This window comes from Paenibacillus sp. Z6-24 (genome assembly GCF_054161335.1).
On the sequence record NZ_CP096398.1, the window covers coordinates 2,670,090 to 2,692,890 of the forward strand.

At 48.3% G+C, this 22,801-nt stretch carries 21 protein-coding genes; 9 read left to right on the forward strand and 12 right to left on the reverse strand.

Annotation, left to right across the window (positions count from 1 at the left end; all coding sequences use genetic code 11):
• The first annotated feature begins 185 nt into the window (after nt 1-185).
• Nucleotides 186-1,418 carry an aminopeptidase gene (locus tag M1D61_RS11640; protein WP_458118664.1) on the forward strand — a complete coding sequence of 411 codons (1,233 nt, stop codon included), beginning with the start codon at nt 186-188 and terminating at the stop codon, nt 1,416-1,418.
• Nucleotides 1,419-1,685: 267 nt separating this feature from the next.
• On the opposite strand, the gene M1D61_RS11645 is transcribed toward M1D61_RS11640, so the two are convergent.
• Nucleotides 1,686-2,828: a zinc-dependent alcohol dehydrogenase gene (locus M1D61_RS11645; RefSeq protein ID WP_458122490.1), complete on the reverse strand. Its 1,143-nt coding sequence runs from the start codon at nt 2,826-2,828 to the stop codon at nt 1,686-1,688.
• 356 nt (nt 2,829-3,184) lie between these two features.
• Between M1D61_RS11645 and M1D61_RS11650 the strand changes: the two genes are divergently transcribed.
• Complete coding sequence (locus M1D61_RS11650) at nt 3,185-3,958, forward strand: conjugal transfer protein TraR (RefSeq protein WP_458118665.1); 774 nt, start codon at nt 3,185-3,187, stop codon at nt 3,956-3,958.
• A gap of 270 nt (nt 3,959-4,228) precedes the next feature.
• Entirely contained in the window at nt 4,229-4,738 is a 510-nt protein-coding gene (locus tag M1D61_RS11655; protein WP_458118667.1) for a hypothetical protein, read from the forward strand.
• 61 nt (nt 4,739-4,799) lie between these two features.
• Here the strand turns inward: M1D61_RS11655 and M1D61_RS11660 are convergent, their stop codons facing one another.
• Nucleotides 4,800-6,155, reverse strand: coding sequence for a hemolysin family protein (locus M1D61_RS11660; RefSeq protein ID WP_046214277.1), 1,356 nt, complete (start codon nt 6,153-6,155; stop codon nt 4,800-4,802).
• Between the two features lie 277 nt (nt 6,156-6,432).
• On the opposite strand from M1D61_RS11660, the gene M1D61_RS11665 reads away from it, so the two are divergent.
• From M1D61_RS11665 to M1D61_RS11675, 3 genes are all read left to right on the forward strand, one after another.
• Complete coding sequence (locus tag M1D61_RS11665; RefSeq protein ID WP_458118668.1) at nt 6,433-7,410, forward strand: carbohydrate ABC transporter permease; 978 nt, start codon at nt 6,433-6,435, stop codon at nt 7,408-7,410.
• On the forward strand, nt 7,407-8,231 hold the full coding sequence (locus tag M1D61_RS11670) for a carbohydrate ABC transporter permease (RefSeq protein WP_046214278.1): 825 nt from the start codon (nt 7,407-7,409) through the stop codon (nt 8,229-8,231). Before M1D61_RS11665 ends, M1D61_RS11670 begins: the two co-directional genes overlap by 4 nt.
• A 175-nt stretch (nt 8,232-8,406) precedes the next feature.
• Nucleotides 8,407-9,786 (forward strand): ABC transporter substrate-binding protein, encoded by a 1,380-nt coding sequence (locus tag M1D61_RS11675; protein ID WP_082096688.1) that lies wholly within the window; start codon nt 8,407-8,409, stop codon nt 9,784-9,786.
• Nucleotides 9,787-10,016: 230 nt separating this feature from the next.
• Here M1D61_RS11675 and M1D61_RS11680 read toward each other — a convergent pair whose 3' ends face one another.
• The 3 genes from M1D61_RS11680 to M1D61_RS11690 form a co-directional block, all read right to left on the reverse strand.
• Complete coding sequence (locus M1D61_RS11680) at nt 10,017-10,205, reverse strand: hypothetical protein (RefSeq protein ID WP_458118669.1); 189 nt, start codon at nt 10,203-10,205, stop codon at nt 10,017-10,019.
• Nucleotides 10,206-10,301: 96 nt separating this feature from the next.
• A complete protein-coding gene (locus M1D61_RS11685) occupies nt 10,302-11,288 on the reverse strand; it encodes an SDR family NAD(P)-dependent oxidoreductase (RefSeq protein ID WP_458118670.1) in 987 nt (328 codons plus the stop codon).
• Nucleotides 11,289-11,360: 72 nt separating this feature from the next.
• The gene (locus M1D61_RS11690; RefSeq protein ID WP_458118672.1) at nt 11,361-11,819 is read right to left on the reverse strand and encodes a MerR family transcriptional regulator; all 459 of its coding nucleotides are present in this window, start codon (nt 11,817-11,819) and stop codon (nt 11,361-11,363) included.
• A 452-nt stretch (nt 11,820-12,271) separates the two neighbouring features.
• Between M1D61_RS11690 and M1D61_RS11695 the strand changes: the two genes are divergently transcribed.
• Entirely contained in the window at nt 12,272-13,468 is a 1,197-nt protein-coding gene (locus M1D61_RS11695; RefSeq protein WP_458118674.1) for an LLM class flavin-dependent oxidoreductase, read from the forward strand.
• Between the two features lie 241 nt (nt 13,469-13,709).
• Here M1D61_RS11695 and M1D61_RS11700 read toward each other — a convergent pair whose 3' ends face one another.
• From M1D61_RS11700 to M1D61_RS11710, 3 genes are all read right to left on the reverse strand, one after another.
• Nucleotides 13,710-14,456 carry an SDR family NAD(P)-dependent oxidoreductase gene (locus M1D61_RS11700; RefSeq protein ID WP_458118675.1) on the reverse strand — a complete coding sequence of 249 codons (747 nt, stop codon included), beginning with the start codon at nt 14,454-14,456 and terminating at the stop codon, nt 13,710-13,712.
• Between the two features lie 316 nt (nt 14,457-14,772).
• Nucleotides 14,773-14,949, reverse strand: a complete 177-nt coding sequence (locus M1D61_RS11705) for a hypothetical protein (RefSeq protein WP_017812139.1) — start codon at nt 14,947-14,949, stop codon at nt 14,773-14,775.
• 208 nt (nt 14,950-15,157) lie between these two features.
• Entirely contained in the window at nt 15,158-16,462 is a 1,305-nt protein-coding gene (locus tag M1D61_RS11710; protein ID WP_458118677.1) for a WD40/YVTN/BNR-like repeat-containing protein, read from the reverse strand.
• Nucleotides 16,463-16,710: 248 nt separating this feature from the next.
• On the opposite strand from M1D61_RS11710, the gene M1D61_RS11715 reads away from it, so the two are divergent.
• A complete protein-coding gene (locus M1D61_RS11715; protein WP_458118679.1) occupies nt 16,711-17,640 on the forward strand; it encodes an L-lactate dehydrogenase in 930 nt (309 codons plus the stop codon).
• A gap of 233 nt (nt 17,641-17,873) precedes the next feature.
• Here M1D61_RS11715 and M1D61_RS11720 read toward each other — a convergent pair whose 3' ends face one another.
• The 4 genes from M1D61_RS11720 to M1D61_RS11735 all read right to left on the reverse strand — a co-directional run bounded on the left by M1D61_RS11720 (nt 17,874) and on the right by M1D61_RS11735 (nt 21,462).
• Nucleotides 17,874-18,974 carry a DUF3900 domain-containing protein gene (locus M1D61_RS11720; protein ID WP_458118680.1) on the reverse strand — a complete coding sequence of 367 codons (1,101 nt, stop codon included), beginning with the start codon at nt 18,972-18,974 and terminating at the stop codon, nt 17,874-17,876.
• Nucleotides 18,975-19,075: 101 nt separating this feature from the next.
• Nucleotides 19,076-20,017 carry a DMT family transporter gene (locus tag M1D61_RS11725; protein ID WP_458118682.1) on the reverse strand — a complete coding sequence of 314 codons (942 nt, stop codon included), beginning with the start codon at nt 20,015-20,017 and terminating at the stop codon, nt 19,076-19,078.
• The gene (locus tag M1D61_RS11730) at nt 20,014-20,331 is read right to left on the reverse strand and encodes an FCD domain-containing protein (protein ID WP_458118684.1); all 318 of its coding nucleotides are present in this window, start codon (nt 20,329-20,331) and stop codon (nt 20,014-20,016) included. Before M1D61_RS11730 ends, M1D61_RS11725 begins: the two co-directional genes overlap by 4 nt.
• A 123-nt stretch (nt 20,332-20,454) precedes the next feature.
• Nucleotides 20,455-21,462, reverse strand: coding sequence for a tyrosine-type recombinase/integrase (locus tag M1D61_RS11735; RefSeq protein WP_458118685.1), 1,008 nt, complete (start codon nt 21,460-21,462; stop codon nt 20,455-20,457).
• A 356-nt stretch (nt 21,463-21,818) separates the two neighbouring features.
• Between M1D61_RS11735 and M1D61_RS11740 the strand changes: the two genes are divergently transcribed.
• Nucleotides 21,819-22,772: an alpha/beta hydrolase gene (locus M1D61_RS11740; RefSeq protein WP_458118686.1), complete on the forward strand. Its 954-nt coding sequence runs from the start codon at nt 21,819-21,821 to the stop codon at nt 22,770-22,772.
• The last annotated feature ends 29 nt before the right edge of the window (nt 22,773-22,801 follow it).

Sequence of the window (22,801 nt, forward strand, 5' to 3'; positions counted from 1 at the left end):
ACATTATATGTAACTATATACATTGATAATAGGGCTGGAAATAAGCGTTTACAGTTTTCAAGCTGCTTCGGTTCCTGTAGAATAGGTAGGGCGGATCATTGTTTGTGATCCCGCCTGCCTGGAGAACCATTATTCCGCAGGCGAAGCCTACACCTATGCAGGTAGTTGAAATGGAGGAATTACTCATGTCAGATTTCCAAACAAAGCTAGAACAATATGCTGAGCTCGCTGTCCGTGTGGGTGTGAACATCCAACCGGGACAACGCTTCATTATTAACGCTCCGATCCATGCAGCAGAATTCGTACGCCTTGTGACACGTAAAGCCTATGAAGCTGGTGCCATTCTGGTCAAAGTGAACTGGAATGATGATCAGATTACCCGTTTGCGCTATGAACTGGCGCCGGATGAATCTTTTGAGATCGGTCCCAAATGGTATGCTGCCGAGATGGAAGAGCTGGCTGTAGACGGCGGAGCTGTCCTGCATGTCGTAGCCGACGATCCCGACCTGCTCAAAGGTATTGACTCCAAGCGTATTGCCGCTTCCCAAAAAGCATCCAGCACAGTGCTGTCCAAATACCGCGAATATGTACAATCCGACAAGCTCAGCTGGTCGATTGTCGCTGTACCTTCCGAGTCCTGGGCAGCGAAAGTATTCCCGGATGAGTCTCCGGAAGCACAGATCAGCACGATGTGGGATTATATTTTCAAATCCGTCCGTGTCGGTGACGGCGATGCCGTAGCTGCATGGAAAGAACATGTGAAGACACTGAATGAAAAATCCGATTATTTGAATAAAAAAGCTTACAAACAGCTTCATTATGTGGCACCGGGCACCGACCTGACCATCGGCCTGCCAAAAGGCCATATCTGGGCAGCTGCCGACAGTATCAGTCAGCGTGGAGATGCCTTTATCGCCAATATGCCGACAGAGGAAGTATTTACCGCTCCGCTAAAAACCGATGTCAACGGTTATGTAAGCAGCACCAAGCCGCTCAGCTATGGCGGTACGATTATCGATAACTTCAAACTGACGTTCAAAGATGGACGCATCGTTGGCGTGGAAGCAGAGCAAGGCCAGGAAACGCTGGAACATCTGGTAGAAATGGATGAAGGCGCCCATTACCTCGGTGAAGTGGCTCTGGTCCCTCACCGCTCCCCGATTTCCATGTCCAATATTCTGTACTACAACACGCTGTTCGACGAGAACGCATCGAATCACCTGGCGATCGGCAGTGCTTACGCCTTTAACCTGCAGGGCGGCAAAGAGCTGTCTCGCGAAGAGCTGACCGAGCGCGGTCTCAACAACAGTCTGGTACACGTGGACTTTATGATTGGTTCCGGCGAAATGGATATTTACGGCATTACCGAAGACGGCCAGCAGGAGCCTGTATTCAAACAGGGCGGCTGGGCATTCTAAAGAATGATTAATCCCAGTAAGATACGCAGCTCTTTTCCTTTGCAGCTGGGCATCTTGTATTAATCGGGCAATAGGCATATCATTTGGTTTGCGCCTGAATGCATACCAAAAAGGCAGCTTCCCATTATCGGGAGCTGCCTTTTGTTATATCCACAGCAGTTATAAAAGGAACCTGCGTATTATATACATATGCCGTGTCGGAAATAAGAAAGTGATTAGGCTGCCTACGTAGGCACCTGACTGTTCATCGCCTGGCTTGCCAATGCTTTAAGGCTGCAGAATAACCTTGATACAATCTTCTTTTTTGTCATTGAAAATATCATATCCGCGCTCTGCATCGCTCAGCGATATTTTATGCGTAATAATATCGGTCGCATCGAATTTGCCGCTGACGACCTGCTGGAACAGTTCCGGCAGATAATGAATCGCCGGTGCCTGGCCCAATGCCAGCTTGATGTTCCGCTCAAACAGATGGCCCAGTGGGAACATATTGTAACGCAGTCCGTATACGCCGGTCACCTGAATCGTACCGAATTTGCGTACTACATTGGAAGCCATATTAAAGGCGCCCAGGCCGCCACCCTGGAGTTTGAGATTGGTAGCGACTTTCTCTGCCGCGGATTTCTCCGCATCCAGTCCTACACAATCGATAACAACGTCCGCTCCACCGCTGGTCAGCTCCAGCAGATACTGATCCACATCCGCTACTTCCTTGAAATTGACGACTTCCACGTTATTTGTACGCTTGGCATGAGCCAGACGATAATCAACATGGTCTACCGCGATGACCCGTTTTGCTCCTTTTTGCCAGGCAAACTTTTGAGTCAGCAATCCAACCGGACCGCAGCCCAGTACGATAACCGTATCTCCCGGCTTCACATTTCCGCTTTCTACACTCCAGTAAGCGGTTGGAATGATGTCAGACAGGAACAGTACCTGCTCATCCGGCATTTCCGATTCTGCGGGAATCACAAAAGGAATAAAGTTGGCATAAGGCACACGCATGAGCTCGGCCTGTCCACCTGCATATCCACCGTATGTGTCCGAAAAGCCGAAATAAGCACCTGTATCTTTTGGCCCTTCTTCATTGGCATTGTCGCATTGACTTTCCATCTGGTTTTTACAGAAGAAGCATTCACCACAGGCTACGTTAAACGGGATAACCACGCGGTCACCCTTTTTCACTCGGGTTACATTCGGTCCTACTTCTTCCACAATCCCCATCGGTTCATGTCCGATGACATAATCATCATGCATACCTGGAATCTCACCATTGAAAATATGCAGATCCGATCCGCAAATCGCTGTCGACGTAATCCGGACGATAATATCATCGTCCTTCTTGATTGTAGGATCCGCTACCTCTTTTACTTTTACCTTTTGTTTACCCTGATAAGTTAATGCCTTCATCATCATTCCCCTTTCCGGATGTGTTCATAAGAGTATCATCTGCTGGCATAAGGTCATACATGTGCTGAAAAATAAAATAAGCAGAAATCACATTTCTTTTTTGTATTAACTCTTTTTGTATTAACCATAACCTTCCTTTTATTAACAACTTACAAATAAATAGTAGTGTTTACGTTTAAGCAATACTTAATGGAATATCTGGGCTTTTCCGTTAACTGCTCCTCCCCTCCCATTCCAAAACAAGCCAGATAGCAAAAGATTAGTTCGCTCGCAAGAAGGGTAAATGAGGTAGAACAGGCGATTACCTATCGGGTACAGCCTTATATGCAGCCAAAGACGGAAGGGAGTTTGTAATCATGAAACATTTAACGGAATCTCAAATAGAGGAATTGAAAAACAGCTTATTGGAGGAAAAGCAGCAGCTGGAACACCATTTTGAAGCGGATAAAGATCGTATGGACGACGGCACAATCGAATCGCAGCGCATGTCTACCGGTGAACTGACTGCTGTTGATAACCATCCCGCGGATCTCGGTACAGAGACATTCGAACGCGGACGCGATCTGGCGATTGATGATCAGATGAACAATACGCTGGATCAAGTCAATGCCGCACTCGAACGAATTGAAAATGGAACATATGGTGTCAGCGAAGTAAGCGGCAAAGAAATCCCATTCGAACGCCTGCAGGCTCTGCCATTTACTACGTATCTGGTCGATGAGAGTCCGCATGACAATGTGAGCGACTACCGCCCTGTTGAAGAAGATATTATTACTCCGGCAGCCAAAGGTTCCGGCGAGAACCGTCAGCAGAATACAGGCCGCTTTGATGATGCAGGCGCCTGGCAGGCAGTTGAGGATTACGGAGTAGCCGACTCTCCTGCACTTAGTGCACAGCGTGAAGTTCATAACTATAATGATCTGGCCGAAGGCCGGGAAAGTAACGATAACTTTACCGAGAGTGTCGAGACTTTTGCTGCCAACGATATTGACGGCAGTAACCAGCACATCGAACAGGGTGAAGCGGTTGAAGTCTACCAGGACAAAGGCGAAGGCGACACCGAGCTGCAAATTGACGAAGCGGATGAAGAAGTCAATGCGGATGTGGAAGAAGCGGACCGCCGCCGTTAATTGATTTTAGTATGATTTAAATATTAAATAGTAAAAACCGGACTGCTAAGCAGCCCGGTTTTTACTATTTAATAATCTATTTTATTGAATTATTAGAAAAATATGTATTTTATTTTATCTGGCATGTTATATTGATAGCGGATACAAAATATCTAAACAAAATTATAAAAGTATGAAATGAGGTGGTTATTTTAAAGATTGTAGCAGTATATCTGCCCTATTGTTTCTCCGATTGGAGAACAGATTTCCTTATTACAGAGAGGAGATATTATGAAATCATTAAAACGTTTATTAGTGTATTTATTTTTAATCCCTCTTTTGTTCAGCAGTTCCTTTTTTCACTCAACAGCGCAGGCAGCTGACACTTCCACTGCAGAAAAGCAGGATTTTTCTTATGATCCTGATTATCCTTACCCAGATCCTCCAGGTCCACCGCCCTATATCGGCTTATTGGATGGTGTTATTGATGTAGTACAGGATGGCTCAGGTTTGAACTATCAAGTATATCCTATTGTTGCAGAGCCTGGTCAACAGTTTAACCAGTTGATATTAGAAACCGCTGTAGACGATGGAATGACGTTGATTAATGTAGAAGCATTAAGTGAACATGGCTGGGAGCGAATCTATACCGATCTATTTCACCCTAGTTCACTATTTAGACAATCAAGCCCTCCCATTGATTTATTCAACAAAAATTATAAAGCTATTCGAATTCATGTAGATACAACGAGTAAGGAGTATTCTTATGTTTACTTTGCATTAAGTCTCGATTTAAACTGACCCATCTTACCAGGTTAAAGAAAAAGGACTGCTCAAATGAGCAGTCCTTTTTTAACTATATTCAGGCCAAAGCCTGATTGGTCGTAACAGCAAACTGCGTAATGACCAGCTTGATTCTGGAAATTCGCTTGTTCTCCGTTTCTTCCACTACAAATAAGTGCCCGTCATGTGCCACGCTCTGTCCTACTTGCGGGGGCAGCGACTCTACGCGAGAGTACAGCCATCCGCCGATGGTATCATATTCGGTGGAATCCAGATCCAGCGAGAAGCGGGTGTTGATCTCTTCGATCAGCATCAGTCCATCAATGGAATACGTCATTTCATTGATAGGCTCTACCGCTGGACGTTCATGGTCAAACTCATCTTGAATTTCTCCGACGATTTCTTCCATAATATCCTCGAGTGTTACCAGACCGGCTGTACCGCCATATTCATCAATCAAAATCGCGATCTGTGTCTTGCCACGCTGCATCAGCTTCATCAGTTCGCTGATTTTGATCGATTCCGGTACAGCAATAATCGGACGAATCAGTTTTGCGGAGTCTGTAATCTGATAACGCATCAGATCCTTGATATGCAGGAAACCGACAATATGGTCCTTGTCGCCATCACATACCGGATAGCGGGTGCGCATGCCATCAAAGGCAATCTGCAGATTCTCTTCACGAGAAGCGTGCAGACTCAGACAGATCATCTCCGTACGTGGAATCATAATCTCATGGGCGGTTGTATCTGCGAATTCAAATATATTATCAACCAGCGCCAGTTCGGTATTATCGATCAGTCCGCTCTTGTTGCTTTCTTTCATGAGTATGCGTATCTCTTCTTCTGTATGAGCGGATTCCAGTTCGGATGCCGGAGCGATTCCAAACAGCTTCAGCAGGGCATTCGCCATGCCATTCAACATCCAGATAAAAGGATACATGATTTTATGGAATACGAACATCGGTCCGGCTGTCCACAATGTCACACTTTCCGCTTTGCGGATTGCCAGTGACTTGGGTGCGAGCTCACCGAGTACAATATGCAGTATCGTGATTACCACAAAGGCAATAATAATCGATACGCTGTGTACGGCTACTTCATTATTCCAGCCAATTGCTGCAAATATCGGCCTTATCAGTCCAGCGATTGCCGGTTCACCAATCCAGCCAAGCCCCAGGGAAGCCAGTGTGATTCCCAATTGACATGCCGATAGATAGGCATCCAGGTTACTGACGATCGACTGGGCAAAGCGTGCTCGTGCATTACCTGCATCGACCAGCGTCTCCAGACGACTGCTGCGAATTTTGACCATTGCAAATTCCGCCGCAACAAAAAAACCATTTAACAAAACAAGAATGAATACAAAAAATAAATTCCACAAACTGGGTAAGGGGTCAGTCAAGTGTATCTCCCGCACTGTCTGCTGCAACATTTCATCAGACAGCAGCGGGTTCACCTCCTTCGAATATTAGATTTTTGAATTTGAAGCCATTGTACATGTATCATCAATTTCCCAATGCATTCACCTCTTTCTATATGTAAGGATAGACGATACCTGATTATATTATAGCTCTAAAACAGGCACAGTCAAATAGGGATATGGCTTACTTACAATTTTTTTACAATCCTGCTCATTTCCGTTAACATCTGCTCTTTATACTTTAGCAGGTGAGCACAAAACGGCGAATATCCTGTTTTCCGTTCTATGAATGATTAATGAAAGTGAGGTTAGATTCTTGGACAAGTCTTCTGCGGTTCCCGTCAAGTCCGGTATTCAACATACTCGTTCGGCAGTTCGTCTGCCGCGCCGGGCCAGACGCTGGCATGAATATGTACTGGCGATGATGTTCCTGGCACCTTCCATCCTGCTGTTCGGCATATTCCTGTTTTACCCGCTGATCAAGTCCGTATATTTGAGTGTCCATTCCACCACTCCGCGTGGCGAGGTCGCCAAGTTTATCGGATTGCGCAATTTTGAGAAGCTGTTTGATTCCGGTCACTTTTTGAACAGCCTCTGGGTAACGTTTGAATTTATGCTGTTCACGGTACCCACCTCTATTGTACTCGCACTGATTCTGGCTGCGATCTGCCGGACGCATCTGAAAGGAACCAAAGTTTTCCGCTTTATCTTCTCGCTTCCGCTGGCCATCTCGGTCAGTACCGGTTCGGTCATCTGGATGGTGCTGTTTCACCCCACGCTCGGTACGCTCAACTATCTGCTGCAGGTAGCCGGACTGCCGACTGTACAGTGGCTGACCGATCCGGACTGGGCGCTGATATCCATTTCAATCATGACCGTATGGATGAATCTGGGCTTTCTGTTCATCCTGCTGCTCGGCGGGATGGAAGGCGTACCGGAAGACATTTATGAGAGTGCCAAAATGGATGGCGCCGGGCCAATGCGTACTTTTGTTCAGCTGACCCTGCCGCTGATCTCGCCGACGATTTTCTTTGCAAGTGTCACTTCAATGATCGGTGCGTTTCAGTCTTTCGGACAGATTCATATATTAACCAAAGGGGGACCGATGAACAGCACGAATGTGCTTGTGTACAATCTGTATCAGGACGCTTTTGTTAATTTTCGGTTTGGCTCAGGCAGCGCGCAGGCGCTTGTACTCTTTGTACTCATCCTGATCCTGACGATCATCCAGTTCAAATTTGGAGAAAAGAAGGTGCATTACCAGTGAGACCCAACATCCTGCGCACCGGTCTGGCCTATCTGATTCTGGCTGCCGCTGCGATCCTGATCCTGTTTCCTTTCTGGACCGCTTTATCCAATTCACTGATGACCGAGTCAGAATCGGCTACATACCCGCCAAAGTTTTTCCCGACCAGCCTGAATCTGGACAACTTTGCCAATGTACTTACTGCTATTCCAATTATCCGTTTTATCGTTAACAGCTTTCTGACCAGTGGAATTATTACGGTCGGCAACCTGATCACCGCTTCCATGGCAGCCTATGCATTCGCTTTTCTGCGTTTTCCAGGGCGCAAGCTGTTGTTCGCACTGTTTATGGCGACGATGATGATACCATGGGAAGTTACCGTTATTCCCAACTATCTGACCGTACGCAGCTGGGGCTGGCTCGACTCCTATGCCGGACTGACCGTGCCTTTTCTCGCCACTGCCTTTGGTACGTTTCTAATGCGCCAGTTTTTCCTCCAGCTGCCCAAAGAACTGATGGAAGCGGCGCGTATTGACGGCTGTGGACATATTCGTATTTTCGCATCGCTTGCCCTGCCGCTCGCCATGCCGGGACTGGCTACACTGGGGGTCTACTCGTTCCTCAATCACTGGAACATGTATCTGTGGCCGCTGCTGATTACGAATACGGAGAATATGCGTACTGTACAGATCGGCATCAGTATGCTGCAATTTGCCGAGATGACCGCCTGGAATCTGGTCATGGCCGGTATTGTGCTGGTGCTGCTGCCTTCCCTGCTCATGCTCGCAATCGGACTGGGACGTCTGGTTGGCGGTCTGACGACAGGTGCGCTGAAAGGCTGATCCCTACTCGCAGCAAGTCTTCTTAATTGAGAAGCGGCACTTCTTGCTTGTGCACATCATACGTATGGTATGCAGGATGCAGTGCAGCCTGTGGTAAGTGTTATCTGCTTTATCTGTTTTATCCGCTTCATTTATTAGAGTAACCTACTAATTATATTAAAGGAGAATGTTCATCATGAAATTCAAACCTTTTTGGCGTCGCAAATGGAGCCTGCTCGGCATGAGTCTGTTCCTATTCCTGGCAGCCTGCAGCGGCGGACAATCTTCACAGGGTTCCGAACCGGCTGCTGCCGCTGAGAGTGAAGCTTCCTCCGGCCCGGTCAAAGTCGTATGGTGGCACTCCATGAGCGGTGAGCTTGGCAAAACCGTAGACAGTCTGGTCAAGCAGTTCAATGACTCCCAGAAAGATGTACAGGTAGAAGCCGTGTACCAGGGTGAATACGATGAAGGGCTGAACAAATTCAAGGCAGCCATGGGTTCCGGCAGCGGTCCGACCATGATGCAGACGTACGAAGTCGGCAGCCGTTTCATGATCGATTCCCAGGCGGTTACGCCAATGCAGCAGTTTATCGATGCCGATAAATTCGATGTATCCCAGCTGGAAGAAAATATTCTGAGCTACTATACATTTGATAACAAGCTGTACTCCATGCCTTTTAACACGTCTAACCCAATTCTCTACTATAACAAGGATGCCTTCAAAGCAGCCGGTCTGGACCCCGAGAATCCACCAACCACTTATGCCGATGTGGAGAAAGCAGCCAAAGCACTGACCAAAGACGGCCAATCCGGCGGTTCCTTCCCGATCTATGGCTGGTTGATGGAACAGCTGCTTGCCAATCAGGATGTAGAACTGCTCAACAACAGCAACGGACGCAGTGGTCTGGCGACCGAATCCATGCTGAATTCCGATGCAGCCGTAAATACACTGACATGGTGGAAAAAGATGGTCGATGACGGTGTGATGCTGAACCTCGGTCGTAAAACCGATGATACCAAAAAAGCTTTTGCAGCCGGTCAGATCGCCATGACGATGGACAGCACTGCTTCCCTGCGCGGTATCGTTAGCTCAGCTGAAGGCAAGTTCGAAGTCGGCACTGCTCCTATTCCCAAGCCTTCTGCCGATTACAAAGGCAAAGGCGGCGTAATTGTAGGCGGCGCAAGTCTGTGGATTATGAACGACAAACCGGAAGCCGAACAGCAGGCTGCATGGAAATTTATCAAGTTCCTGACCGAGCCTTCTACTCAAGCTTACTGGAATGTAAACACAGGTTATTTCCCAATTACCAAAAAAGCCTACGACGAAGATCTGATCAAGGAAAACATGAAGAAATACCCGCAGTTCGAGACAGCTGTCAATCAGCTGCACAATACCAAAATCGATCCTGCTACACAAGGCGCAGTTATGGGAATCTTCCCGGAAGCCCGTCAGTTGACCGAGACAGCGATGGAAGAAGCAATCAACGGCTCCAAATCGCCAAAACAGGCACTTGATGATGCAGCCGCTCAAATTACCCAGAAGCTGCAGGATTACAACGATTCAATTGCACAATAAGTAACGTAGTGAACAGAATGCCCGGCGTATACATGGCCTCATCGTAAAGGAAAAGTATACGTTGCATCTGTCAAATAGCTATGCTAAAAATGCATACCACCCAAAAAACGCCGCTGTACGGATAAAGATCCGTAACAGCGGCGTTTTTCATATACAGTATGAATAAAAGCATTAACCAAACCAGCAAGTATTCAAAGAATGTATCGCATAAAGGATAACATAATACTAAGTTAGAAGAAGTTTATAAACGAAGCATGACCACCAATTCGGGTATAGGAGGATGTAGCCGATTCCGTGAAAATCGCCTGTACTAAAGCTGCCAGCGGCAGTATTTCACGCTGTCCGGTGTTCACACAGGTATGACGGGTAACCTTCTGCTCTGTACGATAAGCGACCGGGCGATAAGGCTCGGTTAACATTATTACATTCCTCCCGCAGAATGAAAGTAAAATGCCATACCTTGTATATTACCCGTCCCGCTTACCCGAACAGGAAGCACCATTGTTTTACTCTATTCATTTATGATCATCTGAGGATAGGTCTGCCCCGGTCAATTTTACGGAGAGATCCCACAGACGCTTGGCCTGCTCCGGATCAATTGCATAATCTTTGACACCGGAACGCGTTCCATCCGGAACATTCATCTCTGCAATATCACAATCTTCACAGTAGACGCCGCCCTTGCCTTCCAGCTGTGGAGAAGTAGCTGCCCAGACCTGGGTCGCTGCCCCCTGCTCAGGTGATTTGAACTCCGAATTGACTGCATTTCCGTCTTCATCGATCCAGTTCAGCGCGACCATTTCTTCTTTGGGCAGATGACGCTGCAGCGGCGTCAGAATACCGCCCGGATGTACAGCAAATGCACGTACGCCCTGCTCGATGCCACGTCTATCCAGTTCAACCGCGAACAGGACATTTGCCGTTTTGGCCTGACCGTATGCTTCGAACTTCTGATAATTCCCTTCGAAGTTCAGATTATCCCAGCGGATCGGTGAGATATGATGGCCTGTCGATGAAGTCGCCACGACTCTCGCGCCATCTCCTGCCGTTAGTGCAGGCCAGATCAGGTTAATCAGGGTAAAGTGCCCCAGATGATTGGTCGCAAACTGCAGCTCCCACCCCGGGCCTACCCGTGTCTCCGGACAAGCCATTACACCAGCATTCAGCAGTGCCAGATCAATACTGCGTCCATTCTCCAGCAGGCGTCCGGCAAAAGCACGTACACTATCCAGATCGGACAGATCCATCTCATCCACCTCTACATTTTCCAGACCGACCAGCGCCTCACGAGCTGCATCCGGACGACGAGCCGGTACGATAACGGAAGCGCCTGCTTTTACCAGTGCTCGCGTCGTTTCGAGTCCGAGACCGGAATATCCTCCTGTGACCAGAGCCCATTTACCGTGAAGATCGATTCCTTCCAATACCTCGTTAGCCGTACTGTCATGTCCAAACCCTGAATCCAGCTTGTGTTGTGGTGTTATTGTATAAGATTGCTGCATTATTCATTCTCCCCTTTCGTGGATGATAGTATAACTTTACAAGCTAGAGTTCACTCTAGGTCAAGTGTGACTTTATGATTTTTCATCGTCTGTGTTTAGGGCGCTAAAACGCTGATTTTCCCAGGTTTGCTCGGGTTCATTACGGTTTAAGTGCTGCTCGTATACATCCGCTTTGAAAGTGATCACTTTCAGGCAATCGTTCAGTTCTTCCATCTGTTTGATGACCTGCTGCTGATGTTCCTTCAAGATAGCCAGCCGCTCATGCTCATTGCCTGGACCGCTGCGCACCAATTCGGCAAAACGACGAATCTGGGCAATCGGCATGCCTGAAGCTCGTAGTCTGGTGCAAATGTACAGCCATTCCACATCGGATTCGCTGTAACGTCGCCGCCCACCTCCATCCCGGGTAATACGTGTCGATAATAGCAGCCCTTCCCGTTCATAAAATCGAAGCGAATGCACACTGAGACCCGAACGCTCTGCCACTTCACCAATACTGAGCTGATCTTTCTGCTGTATATTCGTATTCATTATCTCCATCCCCTTTACTCATCCAGATCGATCCGGTGTTTGTTATTTGCATATGATCATGATGATATTGGATATTGTCATAACTCATTGAAAGCCGGCATAAATAGATAATCGAATGATTACCGTACATTTATATTTGCTTTCTATCTTATCGCAAAGGCGGTTCCTTCACCACCAGTGCTGATCTGTCCACTTTCCAGATTTACCGAGCAGCATTTGTCGAACAGTATTTAACGAACAGCCAGATATTCTCTATCTAAAAGGCGGCCTAGTCATTTTGTACGACACGTTATATTGTTACCTACCGTATCTTACAAACCAATTGACACTTTATAGCGAAAATGCTAGTATCATTTATACCAAGTATGCTTGTCGGATTAGTTTACTAACCAAAGAGATAAAGTTATAGGTAATATAACTTTTCAAATATACCTTTTAAAGGAGCAATTACTATGTCAGCATCTGATCATATTCAACGGGATGAAGTAGAGTTTGGCTGGTTTATGCCTACGATGGGAGACGGAACCAGCCTGGGGCGCGAGTCTGAGCGCAAGCCGACACTCGAATATTTGACCAAAGTGGCACAGACTGCAGAGCAGTCCGGTTTTGAGTTTGTCCTTATTCCTACAGGCGGCGCCTGCATCGATTCCTGGGTGGTCGGTTCTGCCATTATCGGAGCAACCACGACGCTCAAGCCTCTCGTTGCCGTAAGACCGGGTCTGATCGCTCCGGTGCTGACTGCACGTATGGCTGCTGCGCTGGATACACTATCCGGCGGCAGAGCCCGCATTAATATCGTAACCGGCAGCTCACCGGATGATCTGGAAGAGCTGGGCGACCCGCTCGCACGGGCTCACGACGAGAAATATGCACGAACCCGTGAATATCTGGATATTATTAAAGGGGTGTGGTCCCAGGCATCCGGACTTGCTTCTACCGAGTTTGGCTCCAGTGATGATGCTTCCATTCAGGATAACAAGGTATATTTCAAAGGCGATTATTATGAAGTAAACGGCGGTGTTAGCCGTCCGGATACCGTACAAAAGCCCGGACTTCCGATTTACTTTGGCGGCAGTTCTCCTATGGCCAAGAGTGTCGGCGCCGAATACGCAGATGTGTTCCTGATGTGGTCGGAACCCTTGGAGATGATTAAGGAACAGATCGTAGAGATTCAGAAAGTACAGCAGCAGTACGCGGACCAGCATGGCAGTGTCCGTCCGCTACGCCTCGGCATGCGCGCACAGGTGCTTGTGCGTGATACGGAAGAGGAGGCATGGGAAGCTGCACGCAATCTGATCAAGGACATCGATCCCGAGACGATTGAACGTGCCAAAGCTGCCTTTAGCAAAACCGGTGCGACCGGTCAGAACCGCCAAAATCAGATTCGTGATGCGGCTGCAGACAATGACTTTATGGTTGGACCGAATCTGTGGGCAGGATTGTCCAATGTACGCTCCGGCGGTGCACTGATGTTTGTCGGTACTCCGGATCAGGTTTCGGACCGTCTCATGGAATACGCGGAGGCCGGCGTGACTTCATTCATCCTCTCCAGCTATCCGCACCTGGAAGAAGCAGAGATATTCGGAGACAGCACACTGCCGCTGTTCAAGGAAAAATGGGCACAGCGTTTTGCTTCGGCGGTGCGTTAAAGAAAATTGCTGCTTGCTGCTTGCTTAAATCGAATTAACGTGCTGGTACGCTTACCTGTTGTCTTTATAAAACAAAAGTATTCGTGTGCATACAACCAACCCTAAAAACCTGCCTTCCTATAAGGAAAACAGGTTTTAGGGTTATTTTTTATGTGAGAATATATTTATTGGCTTTGGGATTTCCGTTTAACTCGGAATTTTTCCTTATTCGATCATGCCCCGTATCCCAACAGGCTGCCGCCTATTCGATATAGATCATTTTCCGGGTCATACCTCCATCGATCACCAGCTCCGCACCGGTAATAAAGGAATTGTCCTTGGACGTCAGGAACAGACAGGCTCTGGCGATATCATCCGGTTTGCCGACCCTTTGTGCCGGGTGCTGGGTATGATCTTCCGGCTTCAGTGCACTGTAGTCGCCATTCTCAATCCAACCAGGGCTAATGGAATTAACTCGGATATGATCGGGTCCCAGAGATACAGCCAGCGCATGTGTGAGTGCGGTAATGCCTCCTTTGGAAGCGGCATACGCTTCGGAATTGGGTTCGGACATATGTGCCCGGGTAGATGAGATATTGACGATCGCTCCGCCCTCATGATCCCGCATTACCTTGGCAGCTTCCCGTGACATGAGGAAGCATGCTCTTACATTCGTATTCATCACTTCATCCCACTCATCTACCGTCAGTTCATAAGGCGATTTCCAGCGGCTGATTCCGGCATTATTAATCAGCACATCGATCTGACCTGTCGTCTTGACCACTTCCTGGATAAAAGCCTGTACATCGGCCTCGCTGCGTACATCGCAGGGTAAAAAATGTGCCTGTCCTCCCTGCTCGCGAATCCTGGCCGCCGTCGCTGCCCCCTCTGCTTCCTGTACATCGCTCAGAAATACGGTTGCCCCTTCTGCAGCGTACCCTTCTGCTACTGCCTTGCCGATCCCCTGGGCTGCGCCGGTTATAATTACTGTGCTTGATGTATATTTCATGATCGATCTCCTCCATTACTGCGAATTGGCATAAATAGCTGCATAATGTTCGTCCATGATGCATAGACAGCGCCACACTCTGTCCTCTACTGCACTATTCAACGATTGTACCGCACCCGAAACATGGCTTCTTTCCATTCTTTAGTATACGCAATTCTGTCACCCCTTGTCAGCCTGCGGCTGCCCAACGCAAAAACCTCCACACTTCGCTAACTTTGGAAGTGTGGAGGTTTAGGAGCTGCCGGGATTTAGATTCCATTTCTCTAAAAGGATGTTATCTTGCTGACGCCTGATCTGGAGAATACCAGCCAGATGGTTATGCATAGTAGGCTTGCAGCATTTCCTGTGTATCATCTTTCTCTCCATCGAATAAGCCTTGGTCTGCCCAGCATGCGAGACAAGTTTCTTCATCCTGGCATTTGGCAGCTTCTTCACAGTTGTAACAGAGGGTCATGTAATAATGGGTAAAGTTTTCTTGGACGTTGGCTTTCATCTCAATCATCTCCTTGTTTTTTCTACACCCCAATCATAACGGATCCTCCGCACTTATTATGTGATTTTTTTCACAAATGATTTGGAATTTTAGATTATTTTTTATTTTTTTAAAAGTATTAAAAAAGGAGCTACCTCTCTGTTATTCAACAGACCAAGGTAACTCCGTATATTCAAATGGAAGAAAATGAAAAATAAATCTTTAACTATTAAAGCACATGCCAGCTTTTGCCTCCATCGGTCGTCTGCATGAGCAGTGAACGTCGTTCTTCATTTTTGGCGACCAGCAGCCAGCCCACATCTTCAGAGAAGAATTGCAGTTTCGCCATTTCAGGATAATTGGCGAGTGTCTGCTGCAAGGTATCGTTGGCCGGCAGTGCCTTCCAGGTATGACCTTGATCCTGCGTAGTATATACAATGCCATCGATCAGTGACCATCCCTGCTTGCGGTTGAGAAAAGTCGGTCCCATCGCTTGATTTATTCCTGTCTGCGGCTTGAGAGTATAGGCCACATGTATCCAGCTTTTCCCACCATCTTCGGTAAAGTAGCCGGAATAGCTGGTTTGTGTTCCTTTGACGCAGCCGATATTCATCCAGCCGCTCGTCTTGCTTGTACCATAAAATTGCGGTTTACCGGTCGTAATCCGGTCACAGCTCTCCACTTCCTTGCTGAGGAACTGCGCGCTGGCTGTCCAGGTCTTGCCGCTGTCAGCTGTCGTGTACAGGCTTGGTCGTCCATTCTGCTCCAGGGTTACAAAGCCATGCTTGTTGTCCCGGAAAGACATGCCGATCAGTGTACCGTTCTGTGGGAGTTCATTGGATGTCGGTTTTGACGAATTCAAATAGGTGGAATTTTGCATCAGCTTTGTCCAGCTGTCTCCACCATCCTCCGTACGGTAAAATGCCTTGCCCTGCTGGTGGTTTGATTCATCTGTCGACGTCATGACCCAGCCGGTTTTCTCATTAATAAAGTACATCCCAAGCACGGTGCCATTATCGTTGAATGTAGCTACATTCCAGTTCTGGCCGCCGTCCATCGTATGCAGGATCAGTGTCTGACCCACACCATTGGCATTGCGGGCTACCCAGCCGTTTTTCTGATTCAAAAAGAAAATGCTGCTGCCATACACCGGCGGCTCCGAGAACGAAACCGTCTTGGCGGGGGAGACATTGTCCCAGATCTTGCCGTTGCTCTGTGTCACATAGATACGCAGTTCATTGCGGGTCAGTCCCCAGGCCACGCCTGAGCTCGCGCTAAGCAGCTGGAAATCGGTAAGTCTCGTCTGAATCTGGTATTCCGAAGCGTCAGGTCTTCCACCTGCACGCTGATCTATGTTTGAATCGGTTGTTTTTTTGAGGGTAATGGTCTGACCCTGATCTTCTTTGGAATTCTGAAGCTGCTCACGTACAGCCTCACTCATAAGAGCGTTGTCGCTGCCTGCTGATGAACAGGCGGACAGAAGGAAAACCAGGGATAGCCATATAAGAAGCGATTTACTCATGCTCCACTTCATCTATTATTCTCCTTCCACACACTTACCTGATGCTAAAGCGTTTCGATTTTTCACGACCTATATAAGAGTAAACTAATTTTAAAAAAGGTAGTTTACAGAAAAGTTACAAGCGATTACAGTTTTATGGATTTTCGATACTAAAAGAACGTGTTTGCGGTTATAAATAATAGAACACCTTTTTACTTTGTGAAAGCTTTCCGCTACAATAGTAGCGAATCTGTAATACAAATATAAGGAGATGATAATTAATGTCTGAATCCGTATCCAAACCTAACCGCGTAGTCGTTATCGGCACAGGAGCAGTTGGTTCCACAACCGCTTACACTCTACTTCTCCGTAACCGGATGTCCGAACTGGTATTTATCGACGCCAATAAGGACAAAGCACTCGGTGAAGCACTTGATATGAATCACGGTCTGCCATTTGTAGGCGGTGTCAAATTATGGGCCGGCGACTACTCTGATTGCAAAGATGCAGATATTATTATCATCGCGGCAGGTTCCAATCAGCGTCCCGGTGAGACGCGAATAGACCTTTTGAATAGAAATGCCGCCATTTTCGACGACATTATCAAAAATATTACCAAGTATAATGATCATGGTATTCTGCTGGTCGCTACCAACCCGGTAGACATTCTCAGCTATGTATCCTGGAAAAAAAGCGGCTGGCCGGCTAACCGCGTGATCGGCTCGGGTACACTGCTCGACAGCGCACGCTTCCGTTATCTGATCGGTAAGCACAAAGAAATCGATCCGCGCAGCATCCACGCCCATATCATTGGTGAGCATGGAGATTCCGAGCTGCCGGTATGGAGTCTGGCCAATGTGGCAGGCGCAGGCATTGCCTTTGATGAAGCCGAGCAGGATGATATTTTCAACAGCACCAAAAATGCCGCTTACGAAATTATCAACGCCAAAGGCTCCACTTCCTATGCGATTGCCCTTGCACTCGACCGGATTGTGGCAGCCATTCTGCAAAATGAACATGCTGTACTGAACGTCTCCTCCCTGCTGGATGACTATCATGGCATCTCTGATGTGTATCTCGGGGTACCGGCTATTGTCGGCAGAGAAGGGATTCGAGAGAAGCTGCAGATCCCTCTCAATCCAAAAGAAGAAGAAATGCTTCGCGCTTCGGCAGCCAAGCTCAAAGGGCAGATTGCCCAGTTAAATATTTAGTCTGTATTTCAAATTTCAGGCAAGAGCTTACATGCTTCCTGGTGGAGTAGCGGCCTATAAGAATACGGTTCTGCAATGTAACTGACCGGCTGTTCATAGCGATTATATCCCACGCTATTATACAGCGCTATGCGAAAATTGACAAAAAACGCCGTCTTTCCATTAGGAAAGGCGGCGTTTGCTGTATATAGAAGATTTGATTATGCAGTATCTGGTTATATTCCCTGCTTCATTCAGTAAGGAATATCAGTATCCGGTTCCTGCGGCTGATTCGCACGCTCTATTAGCTGTCTCGACAGATTCTCGAACGTATCGGGCTGCAGCAGTTCCACCGGCGAAAAGCCTTTTTCAAAGGTAAATGACTCGCCTTCGATTACCATCGCATAATGGTCACCCAGCTTGGCAATATGCATCCGGAAACCAAAATCCGCCAGCAGTCCTCTTACACTTGTATCACCCAGTTTGACGCGGATCTCAATCTCCGGCTTGATCTCTACAATCCGCTCAGCCGCTTCAATTACCTGCTGCGGCTCCCACTTCTCCTGCAGATCACGCTTGTCACTGGCTGCCCACAGCTCCAGATCATGCTCTTCGCGCTGCCGCTCCTCGTTGCTCGCATCCGGCCACTTTTCCTCTACATAGGTCTGTACATAATCCATCACCCGCTCATTGACAATCTCGGGAATGGACTGCTCATAGGTTACGAATTTCAGAAAGTCCTCAAAGTAGCGGGCATGTGAAGATTGGTGCACTTTGAGCTCCCATTCTTCGATCATGCCTTCCTCGGGCATATGCGGATACTGGATCGACTTCATGTTACGGGCACTGATCGCCATCTCCACTTCACTGATCAGACTGCGCTCATCGGAAATACGGGCAATCTGCTTCTCAAAATCACATTTCATGACAAATACAAAGGGATCGTCAAAATGTGTATCCATCTTGACCTGAGATACAATCAGAGCACCGCCGCGTACGGAACTGGTATCCAGATAACTGCGTACCAGATCATCGCCGGCATTTTTGAAGTCTTCCTTATTGTCTACAGTCCGCAAACGGGCAAACAGATTGAAATTGGGATTGCTGGTCAGTTCATGCCCCGGTTCCACAAGGAATGTTCCAATCTTGGTCGGCGGCTGCTCACTGGACGGGTTTTTCTCGACTTTGCGCTTGGCAGTACGTGTGAATTCGGCATGCAGGAAATTTTTGATTTCGCTCAGCTCATATTCGTCTTCATCAAGCGTCTGGTAATGTTTATAGTTTTTGGAGGTCTGGCCTTCTTTGCCTTCGACCTGCAGAACGAAAAAGGATAGGAATTGAACATTAAATCGCATGGTATACTCCTTTATTAGTACGGATGCAGCCCGCCGCTTCCATGCAGCAGGCCAAAATAGTCTGCCTATCACTATACTTGAATTTGAGCGGAAATGTAAGTTTAATTTGAACGTGCCGATAGCCAGGCATTCACGACCATGCCGCCGATAACCAGTACTATGCCGGTCCACATTCCCAAAGATGTCAGGATCACGCCGAGCAGCAGCCATTCTCCCAGCAGAGTAAACACCACTTCCAGGGACTGGGTCGCCTCCACTGCCGCCAGCCGGGCTGGATGATGGCGTACCCGATCGGTCGCTCCGAAAAAGAGCACCGTCGCAATGACTCCCGAGAACAGGGCAACCAGCAAAGCCTGAAAGGTCTGACCACCGCCTGGCGGGCCATGCTGCAGCAGTCCGATCACGGACAACAGTATCCAGAATGGCAGACTCGCAATGCTCATCCCCAGCGTACGCTGAAATGCATCCAGCCTGCCATCACATACTTCCATCATCTTGCGGTTGCCCAGCGGATAAGCGATCGCCCCGATCAGAATCAGCGCAATGCCCTGCCAGCTCGCCTGGGCAGGACTGTTATGTATTTGTCCCAGCTGCATCAGTCCAATGCCCAATAACATCATGATCGCAATCAGCAGCACACTGCGCGGTATCCGTCCTCTCTCGCGTACAGGCCCATCGGGTGTCTGACGGACGAAAAAGAACAGCGGTGACAGCAGCATACCGGCCAGAATTGTCGTCTGAAATCCTGCTGCCGTCAGCCAGGCAGGCGAGTATACCGCCGAAGCACAGAGCGGCGCATAGAACAGCCCAAAGCCCACTGTACTCCACAGCAGCCAGCGGTCAGGCTGACGCCGCATTTCTTTCCAGACCGGTGTTAGATTGCCGCGCAGCAGTACCAGTATGACAAGCAGCGGCACCATGAAAAAATAACGCAGTGCACTGCTCCAGATCCAGTGTCCCCCGCCTACCTCCATTGATCGGTTCAATACAAAACTGGAGGCGAAAAAGAAAGCTGCCATCACACCGATCAATACCGCCTTCATCCCTTGTCCTCCTCTTCTGCCGATAGAGCGGTGGCAGGGGCTGAAGCAGAATCAGAATGCTGTACAGTCAGCCACTGTCCCAGACTCAGCCAGTTCTGCTCCATCAGCCGTACAGCCTCTGCCGTATTATGCTGACGACAGGCTGCAATAATCTGCGTATGATCGGTAGGGGATTGCTCCCTGCTGACCTCGCTGAATTTGGCATATTCCAGCCTGCGGATTTTGGGCATAATGCTATGAAGAGCCGCGTTAATCTCGGGATTGGCTGCCCGAATAAGGAATAGATGATGGACATATGACGAGGAGGGTAGCAAGCTACATATTTCTCTCGTTCCAAATAATAAACGGTAGTTCCAAAGCCTTCTTATTCTCATCCTATTCCATCTAGGCAGCTAGAGCATATATAATCGGGCCCAGAGCAGCTGCTCAGTGCAGAGCTATTCTGCCCCCTCTTCCCGATCACTGTGCAGCGGTACGGGCAACTGGATATCAAGCCGTGAAATGGCTTCCTGCTTTTCCCGGCTGCTGACGTGGGTATAGATAATCGTCGTTTGAATCGAAGAGTGACCAAGCAGCTCCTGTACGGTCCGCAGATCGGTGCCCTGCCGCAGCAGCATTGTGGCAAAGGAGTGTCTCAGCTTATGACTGGAATACGGCAGACGCTGCCCTGGCTCCACATTTTCCTGAAATTTGTCAAAGGTGTCTGCTGCAATCTGCTGGATATTGCGGATCGACAGCCGGGTCCCTTTTTGCGAGATAAAAAGTGCATTTTCTCCATCCCGCCATGGGGTAAGCCTTTCCCGGATTGCCAGCTTTAGAAAGTCGGCTACTGCTGACGGCACCGGAAGTGTACGCCATTTCCGCCCTTTACCGAATACCTGTAGCGTACCGCGCTCTTCGTTATAGTCCTGTATATTCAGCAGATGGACTTCACCTACGCGCAGACCCATATAGGCCATCAGCAGAAATACAGTCAGGTTCCGCGTACGATACTTGCCTTCTACCGATTGCAAAAAGCCGGTCAGTCTGGATTCATCCAGATAGACGGGTTCCTTGTTCTGTTCGGTTTTGGCCTTTTTGATACCCGCTGCAGGATTGGCAGCTGCCATCTCCAGCTCCATCAATGCCTTGAAAAAGCAGCTGACTGCTGCATGTTTGCGATTACGTGTCGAATCACTAACACCTCTTGAGCGTGCGCTGCTCAAGTAGGACAGCACATGCCGCTTTTTGATATCATCGAGCGGCTTGCCTTTTACGGAATGGGATTCCAGAAATTCATGTACATCCCCAAGATAGGCTTTGCGGGTATACCCGGTATAACCTGCATCTTTCATCCAGTCGAGAAAGGCTTCCAGCTCTTCGGCATACGGGCTGCCTGTATCTTCATCCCATGGTTCATGCTGTTCGTTCCGGTCATCCGGCAGGGTATAGTTACGTCTGTTCATGATATGAATGTTCCTTTCTCCAACGTTCGGTCTGAATTTTTCTTTCATTATACAGCAGTTCGCAGCAACTACCTATCTTCTGTACTTTATCAAGCTTTTTTGACGGTTAACAGCCGGTAATGCAGCTTGGCTTCTGTTTCATCAGCTTCTTTTACGTTTACGTTCCTTATAGAAGCAATTACACAATTAAATTTTGTTATAGTAATTGCAAAGGCAATAATACAGCGGCTTATGTACATATTTTTGGGCTGAATGATACCATTGCCGGTAGACAGCCTGGTCGCTTTAACAACAAGATATACGACAAACGATATAACTTTATGCAAACCAGTACATCAACCTGAGGAGGATTTCCTATGACTACCGAGAAAAAAGTATACCTGGAACCTGCTGCACAGAAATTTGCCGATGATAATTCCAAGCCACCTTTCCTGTTCGATCTGGGACCGGAAAAAGGACGCGAGACGGTAAACGAAGTTCAATCCGGCGATATTGCCAAGCCTGAAGTGGATATCGAGGACCTGAAAATTCCAGGCGGTCCGGATGGCGAGGTTGCAATTCGTATTGTTCGCCCTCATGGTGCTTCTGCCGAGCTGCCGGTCCTGCTGTACATTCACGGCGCTGGATGGGTATTCGGCAACTCCCATACCCACGACCGTCTGATTCGCGAACTGGCTGTTGGTGCCGGAGTAGCAGTGGTCTTCCCGGAATACAGCCTGTCTCCCGAAGCCAAATATCCGACAGCGATCGAAGAGATCTATGCCGTATTGCAGTGGATTGCCGAGCAGGGCAGTGCCCAAAACTTTGATATATCCAAATTGTATGTAGGTGGCGACAGCGTCGGCGGCAATATGACGGCAGCGATCACGCTGATGGCTAAAGAACGCAGCGGCCCGACGATTCACAAACAGCTGCTGTTCTATCCGGTAACGGATGCGAACTTTGATACGGAATCATATCACCAGTTCGCAGAAGGTTACTTCCTCGCCCGAGAAGGAATGCAGTGGTTCTGGGATCAATATACGACCGATCCGAATGATCGTGCCCAGATCACCGCTTCCCCGCTGCGTGCTACAACCGAGCAGCTTCAGGGTCTGCCGGAAGCACTCATCATTACCGGCGAAGCCGACGTATTGCGTGATGAAGGCGAAGCGTATGCCAACAAACTGCGTGAAGCCGGCGTACCGGTAACGGCCGTTCGTTTCCAGGGTATTATTCATGACTTTGTGATGTTGAACGTGCTGGCAGAGACACAGGCCAAAAAAGGCGCCATGAAACTGGCAAATGCCTTCCTGCGTGAAGGTCTGTAATTGTTCTGAACCCGGTTGATATCAAACGA